This window comes from Luedemannella helvata, from assembly GCF_039528415.1.
In the GTDB taxonomy this organism is placed as follows: domain Bacteria; phylum Actinomycetota; class Actinomycetes; order Mycobacteriales; family Micromonosporaceae; genus Luedemannella; species Luedemannella helvata.
In genome coordinates, this window is record NZ_BAAALS010000038.1 from 1 (window position 1) to 16487 (window position 16487).

At 65.3% G+C, this 16487-nt stretch carries 11 protein-coding genes and 1 tRNA gene; 6 read left to right on the forward strand and 6 right to left on the reverse strand.

Annotated elements, in window-relative coordinates; translation table 11 throughout:
* The first annotated feature begins 580 nt into the window (after positions 1-580).
* A tRNA-Lys gene (locus tag ABD191_RS26005) sits at positions 581-653 on the forward strand.
* 1292 nt (positions 654-1945) lie between these two features.
* Here the strand turns inward: ABD191_RS26005 and ABD191_RS26010 are convergent.
* On the reverse strand, positions 1946-2344 hold the full coding sequence (locus ABD191_RS26010) for an RNaseH domain-containing protein (RefSeq protein ID WP_344087632.1): 399 nt from the start codon (positions 2342-2344) through the stop codon (positions 1946-1948).
* A 123-nt stretch (positions 2345-2467) separates the two neighbouring features.
* Between ABD191_RS26010 and ABD191_RS26015 the strand changes: the two genes are divergently transcribed.
* A complete protein-coding gene (locus ABD191_RS26015) occupies positions 2468-3229 on the forward strand; it encodes a transposase family protein (RefSeq protein WP_344087578.1) in 762 nt (253 codons plus the stop codon).
* On the opposite strand, the gene ABD191_RS26020 is transcribed toward ABD191_RS26015, so the two are convergent.
* Genes ABD191_RS26020 through ABD191_RS26035 form a run of 4 tightly spaced genes read right to left on the reverse strand, consistent with a single transcriptional unit; the run spans position 3203 to position 11596 of the window.
* Positions 3203-5662, reverse strand: a complete 2460-nt coding sequence (locus ABD191_RS26020) for an RNaseH domain-containing protein (protein ID WP_344087581.1) — start codon at positions 5660-5662, stop codon at positions 3203-3205. The genes ABD191_RS26015 and ABD191_RS26020 overlap by 27 nt on opposite strands.
* Positions 5659-9003, reverse strand: coding sequence for a hypothetical protein (locus ABD191_RS26025; protein WP_344087584.1), 3345 nt, complete (start codon positions 9001-9003; stop codon positions 5659-5661). Before ABD191_RS26025 ends, ABD191_RS26020 begins: the two co-directional genes overlap by 4 nt.
* Positions 9000-10241 (reverse strand): restriction endonuclease-related protein, encoded by a 1242-nt coding sequence (locus ABD191_RS26030; protein WP_344087586.1) that lies wholly within the window; start codon positions 10239-10241, stop codon positions 9000-9002. The genes ABD191_RS26025 and ABD191_RS26030 overlap by 4 nt, the downstream gene beginning before the upstream one ends.
* Positions 10242-10297: 56 nt before the next feature.
* Positions 10298-11596 carry a helix-turn-helix domain-containing protein gene (locus tag ABD191_RS26035; RefSeq protein WP_344087635.1) on the reverse strand — a complete coding sequence of 433 codons (1299 nt, stop codon included), beginning with the start codon at positions 11594-11596 and terminating at the stop codon, positions 10298-10300.
* Between the two features lie 80 nt (positions 11597-11676).
* On the opposite strand from ABD191_RS26035, the gene istA reads away from it, so the two are divergent.
* Positions 11677-12936: an IS21 family transposase gene (gene istA / locus ABD191_RS26040; RefSeq protein ID WP_344087588.1), complete on the forward strand. Its 1260-nt coding sequence runs from the start codon at positions 11677-11679 to the stop codon at positions 12934-12936.
* A complete protein-coding gene (gene istB, locus ABD191_RS26045) occupies positions 12936-13751 on the forward strand; it encodes an IS21-like element helper ATPase IstB (protein ID WP_344087590.1) in 816 nt (271 codons plus the stop codon). The genes istA and istB overlap by 1 nt, the downstream gene beginning before the upstream one ends.
* 11 nt (positions 13752-13762) lie before the next feature.
* On the opposite strand, the gene ABD191_RS26050 is transcribed toward istB, so the two are convergent.
* Positions 13763-14089, reverse strand: coding sequence for a hypothetical protein (locus ABD191_RS26050; protein ID WP_344087592.1), 327 nt, complete (start codon positions 14087-14089; stop codon positions 13763-13765).
* A gap of 592 nt (positions 14090-14681) precedes the next feature.
* Here ABD191_RS26050 and ABD191_RS26055 point away from each other — a divergent pair.
* Both ABD191_RS26055 and ABD191_RS26060 read left to right on the forward strand, forming a co-directional pair.
* On the forward strand, positions 14682-15092 hold the full coding sequence (locus tag ABD191_RS26055; RefSeq protein WP_344087594.1) for a very short patch repair endonuclease: 411 nt from the start codon (positions 14682-14684) through the stop codon (positions 15090-15092).
* A 55-nt stretch (positions 15093-15147) separates the two neighbouring features.
* Complete coding sequence (locus ABD191_RS26060; RefSeq protein ID WP_344087597.1) at positions 15148-16479, forward strand: ATP-binding protein; 1332 nt, start codon at positions 15148-15150, stop codon at positions 16477-16479.
* Positions 16480-16487 lie beyond the last annotated feature (8 nt).

Consider the following 16487-nt stretch of genomic DNA (forward strand, 5'->3'; position numbering starts at 1 on the left):
CATGAACACATCCTCTCAGTCGAGAGAACCCGTCCAAGATCCTTGATACACCTCAACCACCGCCAGCCGAATCGACCCGGCCCCGGCACCAGGCAGGCGAGCGGGCCAGCAACGCTACGTGGTGCCCATGCCACGCCCCATCCGTCCGGCTTCCCATGGCGACCGACACATGGGCTGAGCGCGGGCAGCCGGACAGGTTCCGGGATCCATCCGGGATCTACAGCTTCGGTTTAGAACGTAACGGCCTGACACGGGACTGTGGCAGCACCCGACACTGCCCGACAGCCGGCAACAAAGACCAACATCCGGCGGTGCCGCCTGCCCAGATGCGGTACGCCCGCCCGGTTACTGCCCAGCTTCGCCAGCTGGGCGGATGACGGGCGTGCAGCCGACCTGGGACAACGCAAGTGATCTGAACGGCGCCCATAGATATGCTTGCCCGCCCACCGCGCTACGACTAGACCGATCGAGGCCTGATCGTCCGAATTTTCGTAAGTATTTGTCGCATTTATGAGCCCGGCGGGATACTGATTGGAGATCCAACCTGGGTGCGTGCTAAGGTTTCTGCCGTTGCCAACGAGCGCCGCTAGCTCAACTGGCAGAGCAGCGGACTCTTAATCCGCGGGTTCGGGGTTCGAGTCCCTGGCGGCGCACAATTGATCAAGCCTCTGACCTGGGAAGACGTCCCGGATCGGAGGCTTTCTCATTTCCATAGTGGACGCTAGGTCGCTCGAAGGTGCCTCCTATGTTGGAGCGGGGTCGTTTCCGGTGGCGTCCGGCGATTCCGTCGGCCAACGGTCAGTCCGGATCATGGCGACGGCGCACCCAGTGGCCTTGTAGGTCAACGGCAGAGCTGCGGACTTTAATCGCCAGGGTTGTGACGCCGCATTCCTACTCATCCTCATCAGATAGGACTGCTTGAGTATCGGCAGGCCACGGCGTTCTCGCCCTGCTTCGATGGCTGGATCTCGGCGTCGAGCACTACTGGTTATCAGCGGGACGCACCAGGAAGCAGACGTCGGAGCAGCAACGGAGCAGCATGATATCGCGTCGCTGACCTGCTTGGGTGCGCTCCCGATGGTGGTGAGCTGACCGGGTCACTGTCTTCGCCCAGCAGCGCGCTCGCGGCTTACCGGATCGAGTAGCTTCACGGCCGCATCGACCTGCTCACCTTTTCCTGCGCGTCTCTCTGTGATCGCCCGGATGCGCGACAGCGCAGCGCCGGGGATCCCGATGCGATCGAGGCGGCCCAGCCGCTGGCCATTACGTCGCCGGACCACCCCAGGACGCGATTTGCCGGGAAGACCTGGGGTCCTCGGACCTCCCACAGAAGCGAGGCAGCTCACTGGACTGAGGTGCAGGTATTGTCGGCCTATCCGTCGAGGGCCGCTTGGAGGAAGGTGACCATGGGGGGTGCGCTTCCTCGGTGTCATGGGTGTGGGGCCGGCGTCGGCGAGCAGCATGACCGAGTCTGCGATGTCGCCCGCTGTCGTGCTACCGGTTTGCAGTGGAGTATGTGCGATCACACCCAATCTGCGCCTGTTCCTCACGAACGTGACTCCTGGACCGGCCGATGGCCCGGCCAGGAGGATTGCGAACGCCTTGGCTGGTACGCCCGGTTGGAACCTGGCCGGGGGTGGGTCGCATGCGCTCCGTCGGATCCGGATGCCCAGCCTGATCTTAATCGGCTCTACAGTGACGGCGTTTGGGATCCTCTGGTCGGTCGGTGGGAGGCGCGGTCGACGTCCGGTTGATCATCTGCATGAGCCATACCGGCGATTCCGACCTCGGGTGCGGCGTTTCTCGCGAAGGGCTGGACGTCTGCTGGGCCGCGAAAGGAAGCGGTCGACGTGCAGGGTGCAGCGTCCCATGACGCGAATGAGTAGGTTGATCGTCGTGCTTGGTCGACACCCGGAATAGGCACCGATTCTCCGGTATCACTTGCTCAGCTCGGTGGGGCCGTGGCCGTTGCATCCTCGGAGCCGGGTTCGGCGGTCTCCTGCTCATCCGGCAACGCCGTGCGGCGAAACTGTGGATGGTCAAGGTCCATCTGCTTGGCGGCGTGGAGCGGTACGGGGTAACGGGCACGATCCGACCAGAAGAGGGTTTGGTGGCAGAGTTGGACGGCGGCGATCGCAAGTGCTTCCGGCGAGATCTTGCCATCATTGACGATAGGAAATATCTCGGTGGCGGTCATGGAGTACCAGATCTGGGGCATCTCGCCCTTGCGACGCTCGGCTTTGTCTTCCGATTGAACCGACCGCTTGGCATCCCAGCGGGTGTACTTCGAGCCGAGACGGCCTGCCCCGTCCCCGTCGTAGCCGCGCGGTACGTTGGAGAGAATGAGGACTTTCCAACCTGTCTGGGCTGGTCACAAGCCTGGTAGGTGAGCCGCTGTCCATATGGGACAGGGCTCCTGGTAGATGAACAAGTCGACCAAGACCACTGTCATCTCCGGGGGAGCCCTGTGCTTGCATATCCTTCCACGATCTCGCTGTCGACGCGTAGCCTGACCTGCCTGGCGGACCTGATCCGCCACCACCGGGCCCGGATCCGGTCGCGGTGGCGTCGCCTTGATCCTGGCCGTCAGGCCCTGCTCGCGTTGGCGTGGCTGCGTAACGGCGACACCTACCAGCGGCTGGCCGCCGGGTTCGGCGTCGGGGTGGGCACCGTCTACCGCTACCTGCGGGAGGCCGTTGACCTGCTCGCCGCCCAGGCGCCCACCCTCGCTCAAGCCATCGAGCGGGCCGCGCTGCTGGTCTGGGTGATCCTGGACGGCACCCTCGTCCCGATCGAGCGGGTAGCCGACCAGCGGCCGTACTACTCCGGCAAGCACAAACGCCACGGCGTCAACGTCCAGATCCTCGCCGGCCCACGCGGTCACCTGCTCTGGGCCTCACCCGCCCTGCCGGGCAGTACCCATGATCTGACCGCTGCCCGCACCCACGCACTCATCGACGCTCTCGCCCACGCGAACGTCATCGTCTGGGCTGACAAGGGCTACCAGGGCGCGCGGGGAACCGTCTCCACACCGTTCAAGGGCCGCAACCTGCCCGAACCGATGCGCGAGGTCAACCGCGCCCACGCCCGCGTCCGCGCGAAAGGAGAACGCGCAGTCGCGATCCTCAAAACCTGGAAGGTCCTCAGCCGTCTACGCTGCGACCCAGCCCGAGCCACCACAATCACCAGGGCGATCGTCGCACTACAACACGTCGAGGACCCCTACTGACGAGGTTGGAAAATCCTCAATCCAGATGGGCGAGCCAAAGTCTGTACCAACCTCATAGAGCACGCGTGTCGTTTCGCCATCTTTCGTCTCGTCGCGGTCTTTGTAGACGCGGGTTGTCCCGACCGGTTGTGGAACGTTCTCGGCAGCGATGTTGAGGCGGACCACCCCGGCTGGGCGTTCTTCGTCGTCGAGGCTGCTGCCCGGAAGCCAGTGCCGGCTGGTTCGACTTGCCGGTGAGGCTCCTTGCTTCTTGTTCTGCAGTCCGTCCCACATGCGCCGGCCGGCGTCCTCGTCCACGGCGACGACATAGGGGATGCCATCAAGTTCCTCAGCGAGATCGCGTAACGCGTTCTCGATGATGTCCGCCGCGTCGTCCCAGCGCTGGCGGTAGGTCTTCTTCGTGCCCTTTTCTTGCGCGTAGGCGGTGGTATGGAAAACGTTCTGGGCGGTGCGGTAGGGCCCCCACTGAGCGTTGGTTGAGCTCCAGCCGAGCAGCGTCCAGACACCGCCAGGCACCGCGGGCGGGACAAGGGCCGATGCTGTGATCACGACCTTGGGTACGCCGCGCTCTCCCTTGCGGTTGTTCTGCTGACGGACGTGGAACCCGACGTGGGCCACGCGGTCGGCTCCGTCGGCTGTGTGCCGGGGCTCCGGCCTGAGGGCGTTAGCGATGCGGTCATCGATGAGACCCAGGGACCGGTACAGGTCCAGCAACGCCATCTCGGCCGGGTGATCTTTCGCTCTAGGCTGGATGACTCCGTTCGCATTCCGACCGAGCAGATACTGACTCGGGACCCCCATGCGGGCAAGAATCGCTTTGGTCTGAGGTTTCGCGTCGATGTCGTCGGTCGACCCCTCGGACATGTCCTCGCTGGTCGGAACGTGGGTCTCGCACCAGGCGCCGACGAGCGTTCCGTCGCGGGAGTCCAGTGACGCACCGGTTGTCGCCAAGGCTTGTTGGCGACCGTCGGGGGCACCGGGGAGGAGGAAGTCGGCCGCGAGGTGAAAGACCGCGGTGATCCTGTCCTGGTGCAGGCTGAACTCTTCTCCATCGTGGGGATCGACACCGGTGGGGTCGATGCCGTAGGTCTTGCAAAGGGTGCCGAGCATCCGTAGCCGGGTCTCGTCGCCGTACCACAGGCAGACTATGCGGAGCTTGTTGAAGCCGGCGGCCTCTACCGCAGCGACGATCGACTCGGGACGGGGGAAGACGTTGCCGCGTGCCCTGAGCGGCTCGGTGCCGCCAGTGCTTTCGCGTTCCTCCCTGCGACGCGCGAGTTCTTTGGCAGGTATCTTCTCCGGGTCGCTTGGTCGGTGCACGAGCGTCATCTTGGTTTCGCGGGCGGCGAGCGGTTCGGCCCGTTCGCCGAAGACGTTGAGGATGTGCTTGTGCAGCACCCGCAGGTGGTGCATGCCGGGACCAGCCCCAATCGGGAAGCTGTAGTTCTTCGGCAGCACAGGCCACACCTGTCCGGGGTGCGCCTTCGGGAAGATGGGCTTCTGCTTGCGCTCGTTCGCCTCGATGAGCAGGTGGCGCTCCGCTTGCGCGCGTTGGGCGATGGTTCGCAGGATGGAGTAGTCCATCTCAAGCCGGCCCAGCGCTTGCAGGGCGAGGCGGTTGATAGTGCGAGCACCACCGCGACCGTTGAGTTCTATCTCCAGTACGGGACGCCCTTCGCCGGGCTGAACGGCGAGCGCTGTCCTGGAGAAGATCAGCGAAGAGGAGATCCGGGTGACCCGTGAGGTCACATGAACGACCGGTGCGACGATGTTGGGCATCGTCCTGAGACAGAGCGCGGTGCGCGATATCGCGTACCGGCCGCCCTGCTCGTTCTCCCATGGATCGTCGATGGCGACCAGTCCGCCGGTGGTATCGGGCCGCAGGTTGACGTTCCTGTTGTCGGAGACGGGCCATAACCCTGCGAGCTGCTGAGAAAGACCCCAGACGACGGTGCGGTAGACCCAGCTGGGCGCGTCCGGCTGGGTGCGCGGCCGCGACCTGATGAAATCGGCAAGGACCAGGCGGCGCTCGGCCGTCTCGGCGATTCGCCGGGCCAGCTCAGGGGCCTTGTGCAGGTCAATGTCCTCGATCCGCGCACCAAGGGCGAGTGCGTGAGTCAAGGTGAAGACCCGGCGGAGCAATTTGTCGTCAAGCGGCTCCCGAGAGGCGATGAACGGCGACGGTCCGTGGGGGTCGAAGTGTACGTAGCCGCCGCTGAGGACGCTCAGGACAGTGGTGGCGATGGAGTACGGGGCCTGGGCATCCGGGTCGTTGTACTGCTTCTTGCACATATTGTCAAAATCGGTCCAGATCTTGATCGTTTCCGTGTCGAGTTGGCGGACATGGACGGCATCGTCTCCGACGAGGTCCGGGGTGCAACGGAACGCGAGCGTGTTGAGGTAGTTCCCGGGTTCGCGGTCGGTCGGGGTCACGCGTCCTCTTCTCGGATTGAGCCAGCGGGGACAGACTCGTCGGGATTGATGCCGGCATAGGACAGGAAAGCGTTCAGCGCTTCTCCATAAAGCGCGTTCATCTGCTGACGCACGTCAGGCGGCCACTTGGCATGGATGCGCCGCAGGACGGTCTCAAGGTCCGCGCTCCACGTATCCTCGTGGAAGGCATAGTCGACCATGTGCAGCACGGCTTCGGTGCCTCCGCGGCGGGCGCGTCCGGCGAGCTGGATCAGATCGACGATCATTCCCGCCACGATCTCCTCCTGCAGGACCTTATGCATGGAGGTGAACTGGCTGGCGGTGCGCAGCAGCAGCCGCAGCCGTTCCCATGCCGCATCGCATGCCAGCGCCAGTGCATCGACCGGCCGGGTACTACCGCCGATTGGCAGGGCCTGCATGCCTGCGGCGTTGATGCTGCCGTACATCTCCGCTGGGTCGTTGAGCAGCGCCAATGGACGCACACAGAGGTAGACCGAACGCACGGCCGAGCGCGTGCCGACCACGATGTTGAGACCTCTGGCAATCACTGACAGGGGTACGACCAGAACATTTCCGTGTCTCGGGAAGTCCTCGAACTGCTCCTGCGTCAGGCGCATGGCGACGTTCTGTCGGGGGAGGTCGGGCTCGGAGCTGTGACGGTCTTCCGCACGTACGGCAACACACAGTCCGCCGCGGTAGTGCCCCGCCTGCGCGATGCCTCGGGCGAGCCAGGCGCACTGCTCGTAGGAGTTGGCGACGACCAGGACGTGCGCGCGGTCAGGATCGGTGGCGGCGGTGCGTTCGAGTTCGCGGTGGATGTAGCGGTCGTAGAGGTTGCTGCCCAACTCGATCAACGCGTCGCGCTTTCGGCTGGGGTGCAGGCCCGAAATCTTGATCGGCTCACCGAAGAGCGGGTGGCCTTCGCCGTAGTCGATGCGGTGCTTTCGCGCCCGGATGGATCGGGCCTGGGCGTCGGTCATCCACCAGCGCACCGGGGCATGCAGGTGTTCGCGGACCGCCTGCGGGAAGTAGGCCGTGGCGGACAGACCCATGACCGGCCGTTCGACGCCGGCTAGGTTGAGTGAGACGATGCCGCCGAGTTCGGCGGTGAAGAGGTGGGGATCGCCGGCGATGGTCTGGGCGACCAGGGCGGCGTTCCTCTCCATGTCGTCGAGGCCGGTAACCCGGTAGCCGGTGAGCGATCGGCCGAGCATGCCAAGTGGCATAACGGACATGACCGCGGAGGTCTGCAGCGACTCGACGATCCTCTGGGTCGAGCGCAGCCCTGAGGTGCGGAGCTCATAAACCCGCTGACGCAGCTCCGACAGCGCCTCGTCGAGTTCGATCATGGTTGTCCGGGTGACGAGAAGGTTGATGATCTGTGCACGGTGGTGCGGGTTCTTGACGAGATCGGTGAGCAGGTCGTGCAGCTCAAGCTTCACCATGTCGAGCAGATGCTCACCTCGTGGCGCGACCAAGGCGCTCAGCGCGCGTCGGACGTCGGCCCACACGGGCTCGAGAGGCTGATCCGACGTGCCGAACGGGTCATTGCGCTGGTAGCGGGCGGGCATGAGCGCGTTGATGCGCTCGGTCAGTTCAGTGGGGATGTCAGCCTCGTCGTTCTCGCTGTCCGGCCAGAGCAGACGGATCAATGAGCGGTCCCGGCCGCGTGCCAGGTGCCATCGGCTACTGGTGGTGTCGGGGATGCGGTCCTTGCCCCGCTCATCCTCTGCGGCGTGCAGGCTCAGTGTGTTCATGCAGATGTTGAGCAACAGAAACTCCGCCACCAGTCGAACATGGCTGACGGACGGAAGCAGAAGGCTCTCGCGGTTGATGTTGAGACGCTTCGCGTCGGTGTCGATCTCCTGCGGTGCTGCCGACCAGTGTCGGCGCGAGTGCAGGACGACCTCGCTGGCGCACCGGTCGATAGCGCGTGACTGGAACTGGTCGACTTCGTCTACGAACACGGCGTGGCAGGTCCGCAGTGCGAACTCGGCTGCGGTCATGGTCCGCACAGGACGGCCGTCGAGGTTGACGCCGATCGTCAGGGTGCCCTGCATGAAAAGGAAGTGATTCATGATCACTACGTTCGCGGCGCAGGCCTGGTAGACCGGCGCGAACTTTCCGCACGTCGGGATCCACGGGCAGGCAGCCATGCCGACCCCTTGCCCGCCCAACGACAAGCAAGGTTCCCGACCGGTCGGGTAGTCGCCATTAGCCTGCAGGAACTCTTTTTGAGCGCAGCCGTATGCAAGCGGGTCTATGTCGCGTTCGGCGCGTTCATCCCACAGCCCGGGCGCCTCGGGATCTTCATTGATCAACGAGGCATGTTTGAGTGCCCGCTCGAGCATGCGGGATGATGACATGAGGTGGGCGCACGTTGCCGCATGGTCGAGGACGCCGGTCTGGCGTAGGTGCTCGAGGTCGCCGCGGACGTTCCAGGTCATCGCGAGGCATGCCTTGATGTCGGGCAGGACGATAGCGATCCGGAGGTCTTTGCTGGCGAACCAGCTGGCCATAACCCGGACGAGGACGCTCTTGCCGGTACCCGTCGGCGCATGGAAGATCTGCATACCGCCGGCGTTCAACCTGAGCGCTTCCTGCGCCGATACAGTGTCGCTGGTCTGTAGGACATCGAACAACTGAGCGAGTGTGTTGCGCAGGTACCGCTCGTCCGGGTTGTACCGGCTGTCGATCTGCTCAGCCAACTCGAGTAGTTCGGCCGTGGGGATGCGCAGGTCGGGATGGTAGCCGACGGTTCTTACGTGCGGCAGACGCTCGTGACTGAGCGGTTCGATGAACTGCGGGTAGAGCGGAATGCTGACCTTTCCCCGAATCTGACCGGTGTCCTTGACAAAGATCTCCGGGGTGGACCAGGTGCCGGGGCCGGCGAATTCCAGCGGTTTGGGCCGAACGCTGGGTCGCCGGAAGCGAGCGATCTGCCGGTCGACATACTCCAGCAGATCACGGCCTACGCGTGGCAGCGCGGCAGTAGCCGTGAAGGCGTTGCTGCCGACGGGTTCGAACGCGGCAATGGCGGCTGTCTCCCCATCTTCACCGACGTTGACCCGCGTCAGCAGAGCCCGGGCGGCTACTGAGAACGCGCGCGGTTGAGCGAGGTCGCTCGGGGCGATCGAGCCGGCCAGTGCGATACGCTGTTTCTCGTCGTGAGGCAAGATCCTCCAGCGTTCCCACACGGAATACTTGCCGGAGAGCAGGAATGCCGCGTCAGCGAAGGCGCCGGCGCAGCGGGTGTCCCCGTCGACTGTTTGAGGGAAGTAGTGCGCGGCCAGCGCCAGCGCCACGTGGATGGCGGTCTCCCGTACAGGCGGTTCGGTCATGCCCAGCTCACTCCCGACTGCTCACACACCAGCTCACCGAACTCCGACGCGGTGGCGACCTTCATGCCGTACTTGGCGCATACCCCGGACAACAGCGGCACCTGGTCGTGGCGGTAGTCCGGCACGACCAGCCATTCGGCACCGCCCTGGTCGCCTTCCTGGGCATGGACAAGCTGCGCGAGTGTCGCAGCGGAGGTGTAGTCCTTGAGGTCGACCTTGAACGGGCGCTTCTTGGCCCGCCGACGACCTACCTGAACGAGCAGGTCGTAGGCATCCAGTCCTGGCCACAGCTGGACGTCCACGCCGCGCTCGGCTAGGCGATCGTGCAGCGACAGTTCCGGGATCCCCGGCACTGTCGTGTACCGCCAGATGCCGCGGACGAGGGCCTTGTGCCCCTCGGCGGGCAGGGCGTCGGGGATGGTCTCGATATCCGGGTAGAGCACGGACTCCCGGCCTCCCGGGCGAGCCGGGGCCGACTCCGGCTGAAGTCGTGGTGCACCGTGGTCACCCGTAGGTCGGAATATGTAGGTGGCGCCCATCGCTGCATGTGGCGCATGCCAGCACCGTGCTGAACCGACTAAGCCACCAGCACCTCGGTTGAGCGCTACGCGCATCGGCCAACGGCAGATCGGGCATCCGAACCAGTAGCCGTCGTAAACCGAGCCGTACGGGATGTCCTCGTAGAACTCGGCGACCATCGGCGGTAGCCGCAGATCAGCCAGGTCCGATACCGAACCCGCTGCAACGCGGATCAGGTCAGAGCGACCACGCACGTAGGTTTCCTGGTCGCCGGTTCTGTTCAGCAGCGCGTAGGCGGTCTCCTGCTCGATCTCCGACTGCAGGTCCCTTGTGCTGACGCCGCCAGCCGTCTTGTTGAGGGTGCGCAGCGCATGCAGCAGCATCCGCTGCTCGAGGTCGAGATCGAAGAGGTCCTCGGTCACCTGGCCGTCCGCGTCGACCACGCGCAAGCCATCCAGATCCAACGGGTCGACATCACCCGGGAGCAGTCGGCCCAGGTCACCCCTCACCGCTTTGCGGAACTCCCCGAACGACAGAGGACTTTCCGGACCGCGTGCCGCCAGGACCATCCCATGGCATTCCATCAGCGTCGCCAGCCGTTGCTGTGGTTCAAGACCCGGCGTCGTCATAGCTTTGGCCGCATGTAAGGCGGCCTTAGTCACCAGGTAGCGGATCCGATTCTCGCCGAGCGCCCGCGCGTCGTCGTCCACAGCAGTCACGAAACCGGATGTTAGACCCGGGGTGCGACGAAACGACTGGCAAAGTCAGGGCATAGCTATCCGGACTCCGACACCACAGCATCGAGCCCGGTGGTGTCTACCCGCGGATACAACTCACGGTAGGTTGCCAAATACTCCGCAATGTGGCGCCTGCCCAGGCTGGTTAGCCGCCACCGGTACTCGGTGACATGTGTGGCACTCGGTGCCATCACCGCGACGGAGTCGATGAAGCCACGGCTCGGCCGGCCACCGGGCCTGGCGCTATATCCCACGCAGATGAAGAACAAGGCACGACCAGCCAACCGGTCGTCAGGCAGGCCGTCGGGTTCAGCCGCCGCTACTCGGACAAGAACCCCCCAGAGCCACTCCGACAGCAGGTGGGCACCGTGATCATCGTCGGCGGTTTCGTCAAGGCCGGCCTGTGCTGCCGCGCGGCCTTGACGGGTGATCTGCACCAGAACCCGGGCCACCTCACCTACTGCAGGATGATCAACGAGATCTTCGGCTATGACCAGTAACCCGCGCCTGGCAAGGGCATGAACGGTCTGCCCGGCACCAGGGTCATGCACACCTCGACGCCGCAGTCGCTCCTGCAGGCGGGTATACCCCACCACCGCGGGAGGAGCCTTTAGTGCCAACGGCAGCCGTCTCCATTCAGAAGCTGGCGGCACCGGTAGCCGCTGCACCCGCCGCATCCACATCTCCGTCGCGGTCATGCGGTCGTCGCGCATGATCTCGCCCAGATACCTCTGCTGGCGCTCGTTCAGCGACTCCCATGTCGACAGCGCGGTCTTCGACGGCGCCCTGTCACGCCCGTTATCGAGCGTCGGAGCGGGTTCGTCCGGCCGGCTCCGCATCCAGGCGTCGAGCATCATGCGGAGCGGAACCCCGTATGTCTTTGCCAACCGTGGAAGGAACCTGCCTGTCACAGCTGGATCCGACCAGCCGTGTCCCTTCACCGGTTGACCACTCTCCATGGCGGAGATTTTTGCGGCCGATATGTGGAGCGCCCGGCCAACAGCGCTACGGCGTAAGAGCTCGGCGGCCTGCTCGAGCGTCAGTCCTGCCGCGTATCTGAGATCAACAAGCGTCTCCTGTCCTCGAGCAACATTGATCAGGTCCTCCGGTCCACATCCCAATGCGGCGGCGAGGCTCTCCAAGCGCGCCGGCGTCGGAGTGTGGGTGCCGTGCTCGTAGAAGAAGATCATGCGAGTTGAGACACCGGCTCGTGTAGCCAGCTGCGCTCGGGTCAGGCCTGCAGCCGCACGCCGCGCCACAAGTATGTCCGGATCAAGGGTTCGCAGCGGAGACGGCATGCCTCCATAAGAGGCGAATGAAGACTTCATTGCAATCATTGTCGACGACGCCTGAAAACTGACCCCCTGCGGACGGGTGAATATTGACCCCTCCGTATCCACAATGCGGGATAAGAGGGGTGATCACGGTGGAGGACTGGGCGGAGATCCGTCGGTTGTATCTGGCGGAGCGAATGTCGATCAAGGCGATCGCGAAGAAGTTGCATCTGGCTCGGAACACGGTGCGTAACGCGGTGCGGTCGGTGCAGCCGCCGAGGTATGTGCGGGCCGGTTCTGGGTCCATAGTGGATGAGGTGGAGCCGCGGATCCGGGCTCTGCTCAAGGAGTTCCCGGACATGCCGGCGACGGTGATCGCTGAGCGGATCGGGTGGGGCCGGTCGATGACGGTGCTCAAGGAACGGGTTCGGTTGCTGCGGCCGGTATACGCGCCGACCGACCCGTCCTCGCGCACGACGTACGAGGCGGGCGAGGTCGGCCAGTGTGATCTGTGGTTCCCGCCGGCGCCCATCCCGTTGGGCCACGGCCAGGTCGGGTCCGGCAAGACCACCCCGCCGGTGCTCGTGCTCACCGCCGGCTACTCGCGGTTCCTGGCGGCGACGATGATCCCGACCCGCAACGCCGAGGACCTGGTGCTGGGCCAGTGGGCGGTGCTGCGTCAGCTCGGTGGCGTGCCCAGGCTGCTGGTCTGGGACGGCGAGGGCGGCGTGGGCCGCTACGGCGGTCCGAACCCGAAGCTGACACCGCAGTTCACCGCGTTGCGGGGCATGCTGGGCACCCGGTTCTACATCTGCAAGCCCAACGATCCGGAGACGAAGGGATTGACGGAACGCAACAACGGCTTCCTGGAGACCTCGTTCCTGCCCGGCCGCCGGTTCACGGGCCCGGCCGACTTCAACGCCCAGCTGGCCGGGTTCCTGGCCCGCGCCAATGCCCGGGCGCGGCGGGCGTTGCAGGGCGCCTGCGCTAACGACCGCATCGGCGCGGACCGGGCGGCGATGGGGCCGCTGCCGCCCATCGACATCGCGACGATCGGTTGGCGCCACAGTGTGGTGCTGCCCCGCGACTACTACGTGCGGCTGGACACCTGCGACTACTCGGCGCACCCGTCGGCCGTCGGGCAGCGCGTCGAGGTGATCGCCGACCTGGACGTGGTGCGTATCCGCCGCGGCGCGGCGCTGGTGGGTGAGCACGAGCGGTGCTGGGCCCGGCAGCAGACCATCACCGACCCCGAACACCGCACGGCGGCCGACGCGCTGCGCCAGGCCTTCCAGGACCGCGGTCCGGGCGGGCGCGGCGCCATGGTGACCGAGGTGGCCGAACGCGACCTGTCCGCCTACGACCGGGCCTTCGGCCTCGACGACGAAGGGCAGGCAGCGTGATGGCCACCAGAACCAGCACCACCGCCACGGCGGCGCCGACGCAGGAGCAGACCCTGTCCGAGATCGCCTACCTCACCCGGGCGTTGAAGGCCCCCACCCTGCGCAACAGTGTCGAGCGGCTGGCCGAGCGGGCCCGGGCCGAGAACTGGACCCACGAACAGTTCCTGGCCGCCTGCCTGCAACGCGAGGTGTCCGCCCGCGACAGCCACGGCGGGGAAGGCCGCATCCGCGCCGCCCGGTTCCCGGCCCGCAAAGCCCTGGAAGAGTTCGACTTCGACCACCAACGCTCCCTCAAACGCGAGACCATCGCGCATCTGGGCACCCTGGACTTCATCACCGCCAGAGAGAACGCGATCTTCCTAGGCCCGCCCGGCACCGGCAAAACGATGCTGGCCATCGGCCTGGGTATCCGCGCCTGCCAGGCCGGGCACCGCGTCGCGTTCGCCACCGCCGCCGAATGGGTCGCCCGACTCGTCGCCGCCCACCACCAAGGCCGGCTCCAAGCCGAGATCACCAAACTCGGCCGCACCCCACTGTTAATCGTGGACGAGATCGGCTACATCCCGTTCGAGGCCGAAGCCGGCAACGTGTTCTTCCAACTCGTCTCCGCCCGCTACGAACGGGCCAGCCTCATCGTCACCAGCAACAAACCCTTCGGCCGCTGGGGCGAGGTCTTCGGCGACGACGTGGTCGCCGCCGCGATGATCGACCGCTTGGTCCACCACGCCGAAGTCATCTCCCTCAAAGGCGACAGCTACCGACTACGCAACCGCGACCTCGGCCGCGTCCCTCCGGCCACCCCCAACGACAGCTGACCATCAGCCCTTCAGAAGGGGTGCACAGCAGCGGTCAGGACGACCGGCACCCCGTTGACGCGACGGACGGCGCGCAGACGCGTCACGCCCGCGTCGTCGCCGACCGGCGCCGGGTCACTGCCATCACCGGCGGGCAGCGCCCGTGCCCAGGCGTTGAAGACCATCCGGTCACGGCCAGGGTCGAGATCACAGACGTCAGCGTGAGCTTGCAGCAGGTCCGGGGTGACCGTCCATGTCAACACCGGCAGATCACGGTGCTCGTCCAGGACGAGCACCAGCACCCGGGCGGCCTGCCGCAACAACCGTCCCCGCATCGCACCAGCGAGTTCCCCAGCCATCGACCCTCACCTCCGACCAGCAGCCGCGGCAACGCCCACGACAGGGCCGATACCAGCACCAGCCGCACACCACCAGCAAGGCCATACCGAGTAGAGGGGTCAGTTTTCAGCCGTCGAAAAGGGGTCAGTTTTCAGGCGCCCTTGACAATCATTTCCTTGTGAGCGCGTGACCGCCCTGATCAAAGTGCCGACGGGGTCGTTCGATCAGGGGGATGGCGGCGACGCATTACCACCATGCGGCTTGATCAGAGGCGGGTGACGCGCGGTGACGGTCCGCCCGAAAACTGCCCGATTAACCCTTCGGTGGTCACCGCTAATCAGGTGAATTCGTATCAAAGCAGTATCTCTGTCGACTCGCGTGGGCGCTGATGCCCGTCTCGAATCAGGAAACGCCACCCGACCGAAAATGTCGTACGTCAGTTCTAGGCTCGCCGCGCGAAAGATCCCCCGTGGCTCGCGGGGGTAGGGTTCGTCGCAAGGCGAACTGATCAGGCGGAACGAATCTTAAGACTGATCTCGCTTGGTCCCCGATCTACCTGGAGGTTACGTGTCCACGTCCGTATCCCTCAGGCGGCCGGCGGCATCGAGTCCGATGGTCAGCAGCCAGATGAGCCGCATGCCCCGCGCCTCCACCGGCCCTGAGCTGGCGGTTCGTAGGGAACTTCATCGCCGGGGCCTACGGTTCCGTGTCAACCTTGCGAAGCTTCCGGGTAGGCCGGACATCGCCTTCACGCGGGCCCGGCTGGCAATCTTCATCGACGGGTGTTTCTGGCATCGGTGCCCGGACCACGGCACGCTTCCGCGGAGCAACGCCGACTGGTGGCTGGCGAAGCTCGATCGGAACGTTGAGCGCGACGCGGAGAAGAACCGTGCTCTCGTGGATCTGGGCTGGTTGCCGATCCATGTGTGGGAGCACGAGAACGTGCGCGAGGCCGCGGACCGCATCGAGCAGGCATGGCGCGCAAGATCCAACACGCCCGCCGCAGGGTGGGTACCTGGATGATCCACCGGTGGCTGTGGCATCCTGGTCCTCGTCGTCGTTTCACATGGGAGGTTGAGTGTCCGGGCTGACGTACACGAACGTGGCGCCCTCGGCCGCCCGGCTCACCGAGTCCCTGCGCGACATCGGCTACGACTTCCCGACCGCAGTGGCGGACCTCGTCGACAACAGTGTCGACGCAGGTGCCGGCCGCGTGGAGATCGAGATCAGGTTCGACGGCGAGAACTCGTGGGTCTCCATCGCCGACGATGGCATCGGGATGAGTTCGAAAAGCCTGCTGGAAGCTATGCGCTTTGGTAGTCGGCGAGGCTACGGCCTGCGCGATCTGGGTCGCTACGGCCTCGGTCTCAAGACGGCCTCGTTCTCGCAGTGCCGTTCACTCGCTGTGGTTACCCGTCAACGTGGTTCCGGGCGCACCTCCTCCCGCATGATTGATCTTGACGTTATCGCCGAGTACGACGACTGGATCATCTACTCGCCGGCTGGTGATGAGCATGTCGCGCGGGCAAGGAAGCAGATCGCCGACACGGGCGGCACGGTTGTGATCTGGCGGAGTCTCGACAGGGTGCTCCCCGAACGCCGCCCCGAGGGCGGCTGGGCCCGTCGGAGGATAGAGAACCTTGCTGCGAAGACGGCCGAGCATCTCGGGGTTGTCTTCCACCGGTTCCTAGAGGGTTCCGTCGGCGACCCGTTGGTGATCACGGTGAACGGTGAGAAGGTGGTGCCGTGGAACCCCTTCGCGCCCGATGAGCCGGCGCGTGTCGAACTGCCCCTGCAGCGTTTCGAACTGTCGGTGGGCGAGGTCAGCGGCGCGGTGTCGTTGCAGTGTGTTGTGCTGCCCTCACGTGACCGCTTTTCTTCAGCAACGGAATTCGACCGGCTGTCCGGCCCGCTGAACTGGAACCGTCAACAGGGCCTCTACATCTACCGGGCCGGCCGCTTGGTGCAGTACGGCGGCTGGTTCGGCATCCGCGGCATCGATGAACACACGAAGCTGGCACGGGCGGCGCTGGAGTTCGACGCTGATCTGGATCTTGTGTTCAATATCAACGTGGCCAAGATGAGGGTCACGATGCCCCCGCAGCTGAGGCAGCTGCTTGAGCGGCCGATCAACGAGCTGTGCATCCGAGCTGACGACGCCTACCGCAAGACGGCGCGGCATGCCGGCGACACCGAGGATGCTCCGGGGCGGTCGCCGCGGGCTGCGCAGATGGAGCTGCCCCTACAGCGGGAGTCGGGTGAAGCAGATGGACCTGTCGCCACGACGGCAGGTCTTGCCCTGCATAGCGCGGCCATGCAGGCAGGCGAGTACGCCGCGTGGAGCCGGATCCTGAACGTCCTCAGGACCCAGGCCCCTGATGTCGCAGCGAAGCTGGGTTTGGACTCCTGACAGGAGTT

Excerpts from the sequence above, each read along its gene's own strand:
- ABD191_RS26025 (WP_344087584.1), bottom strand. The coding sequence starts at position 9,003 with ATGACCGAACCGCCTGTACGGGAGACCGCCATCCACGTGGCGCTGGCG.
- ABD191_RS26035 (WP_344087635.1), bottom strand. The coding sequence starts at position 11,596 with ATGATTGCAATGAAGTCTTCATTCGCCTCTTATGGAGGCATGCCGTCT.
- istB (WP_344087590.1), top strand. The coding sequence starts at position 12,936 with ATGGCCACCAGAACCAGCACCACCGCCACGGCGGCGCCGACGCAGGAG.
- ABD191_RS26050 (WP_344087592.1), bottom strand. The coding sequence starts at position 14,089 with ATGGCTGGGGAACTCGCTGGTGCGATGCGGGGACGGTTGTTGCGGCAG.
- ABD191_RS26055 (WP_344087594.1), top strand. The coding sequence starts at position 14,682 with ATGGTCAGCAGCCAGATGAGCCGCATGCCCCGCGCCTCCACCGGCCCT.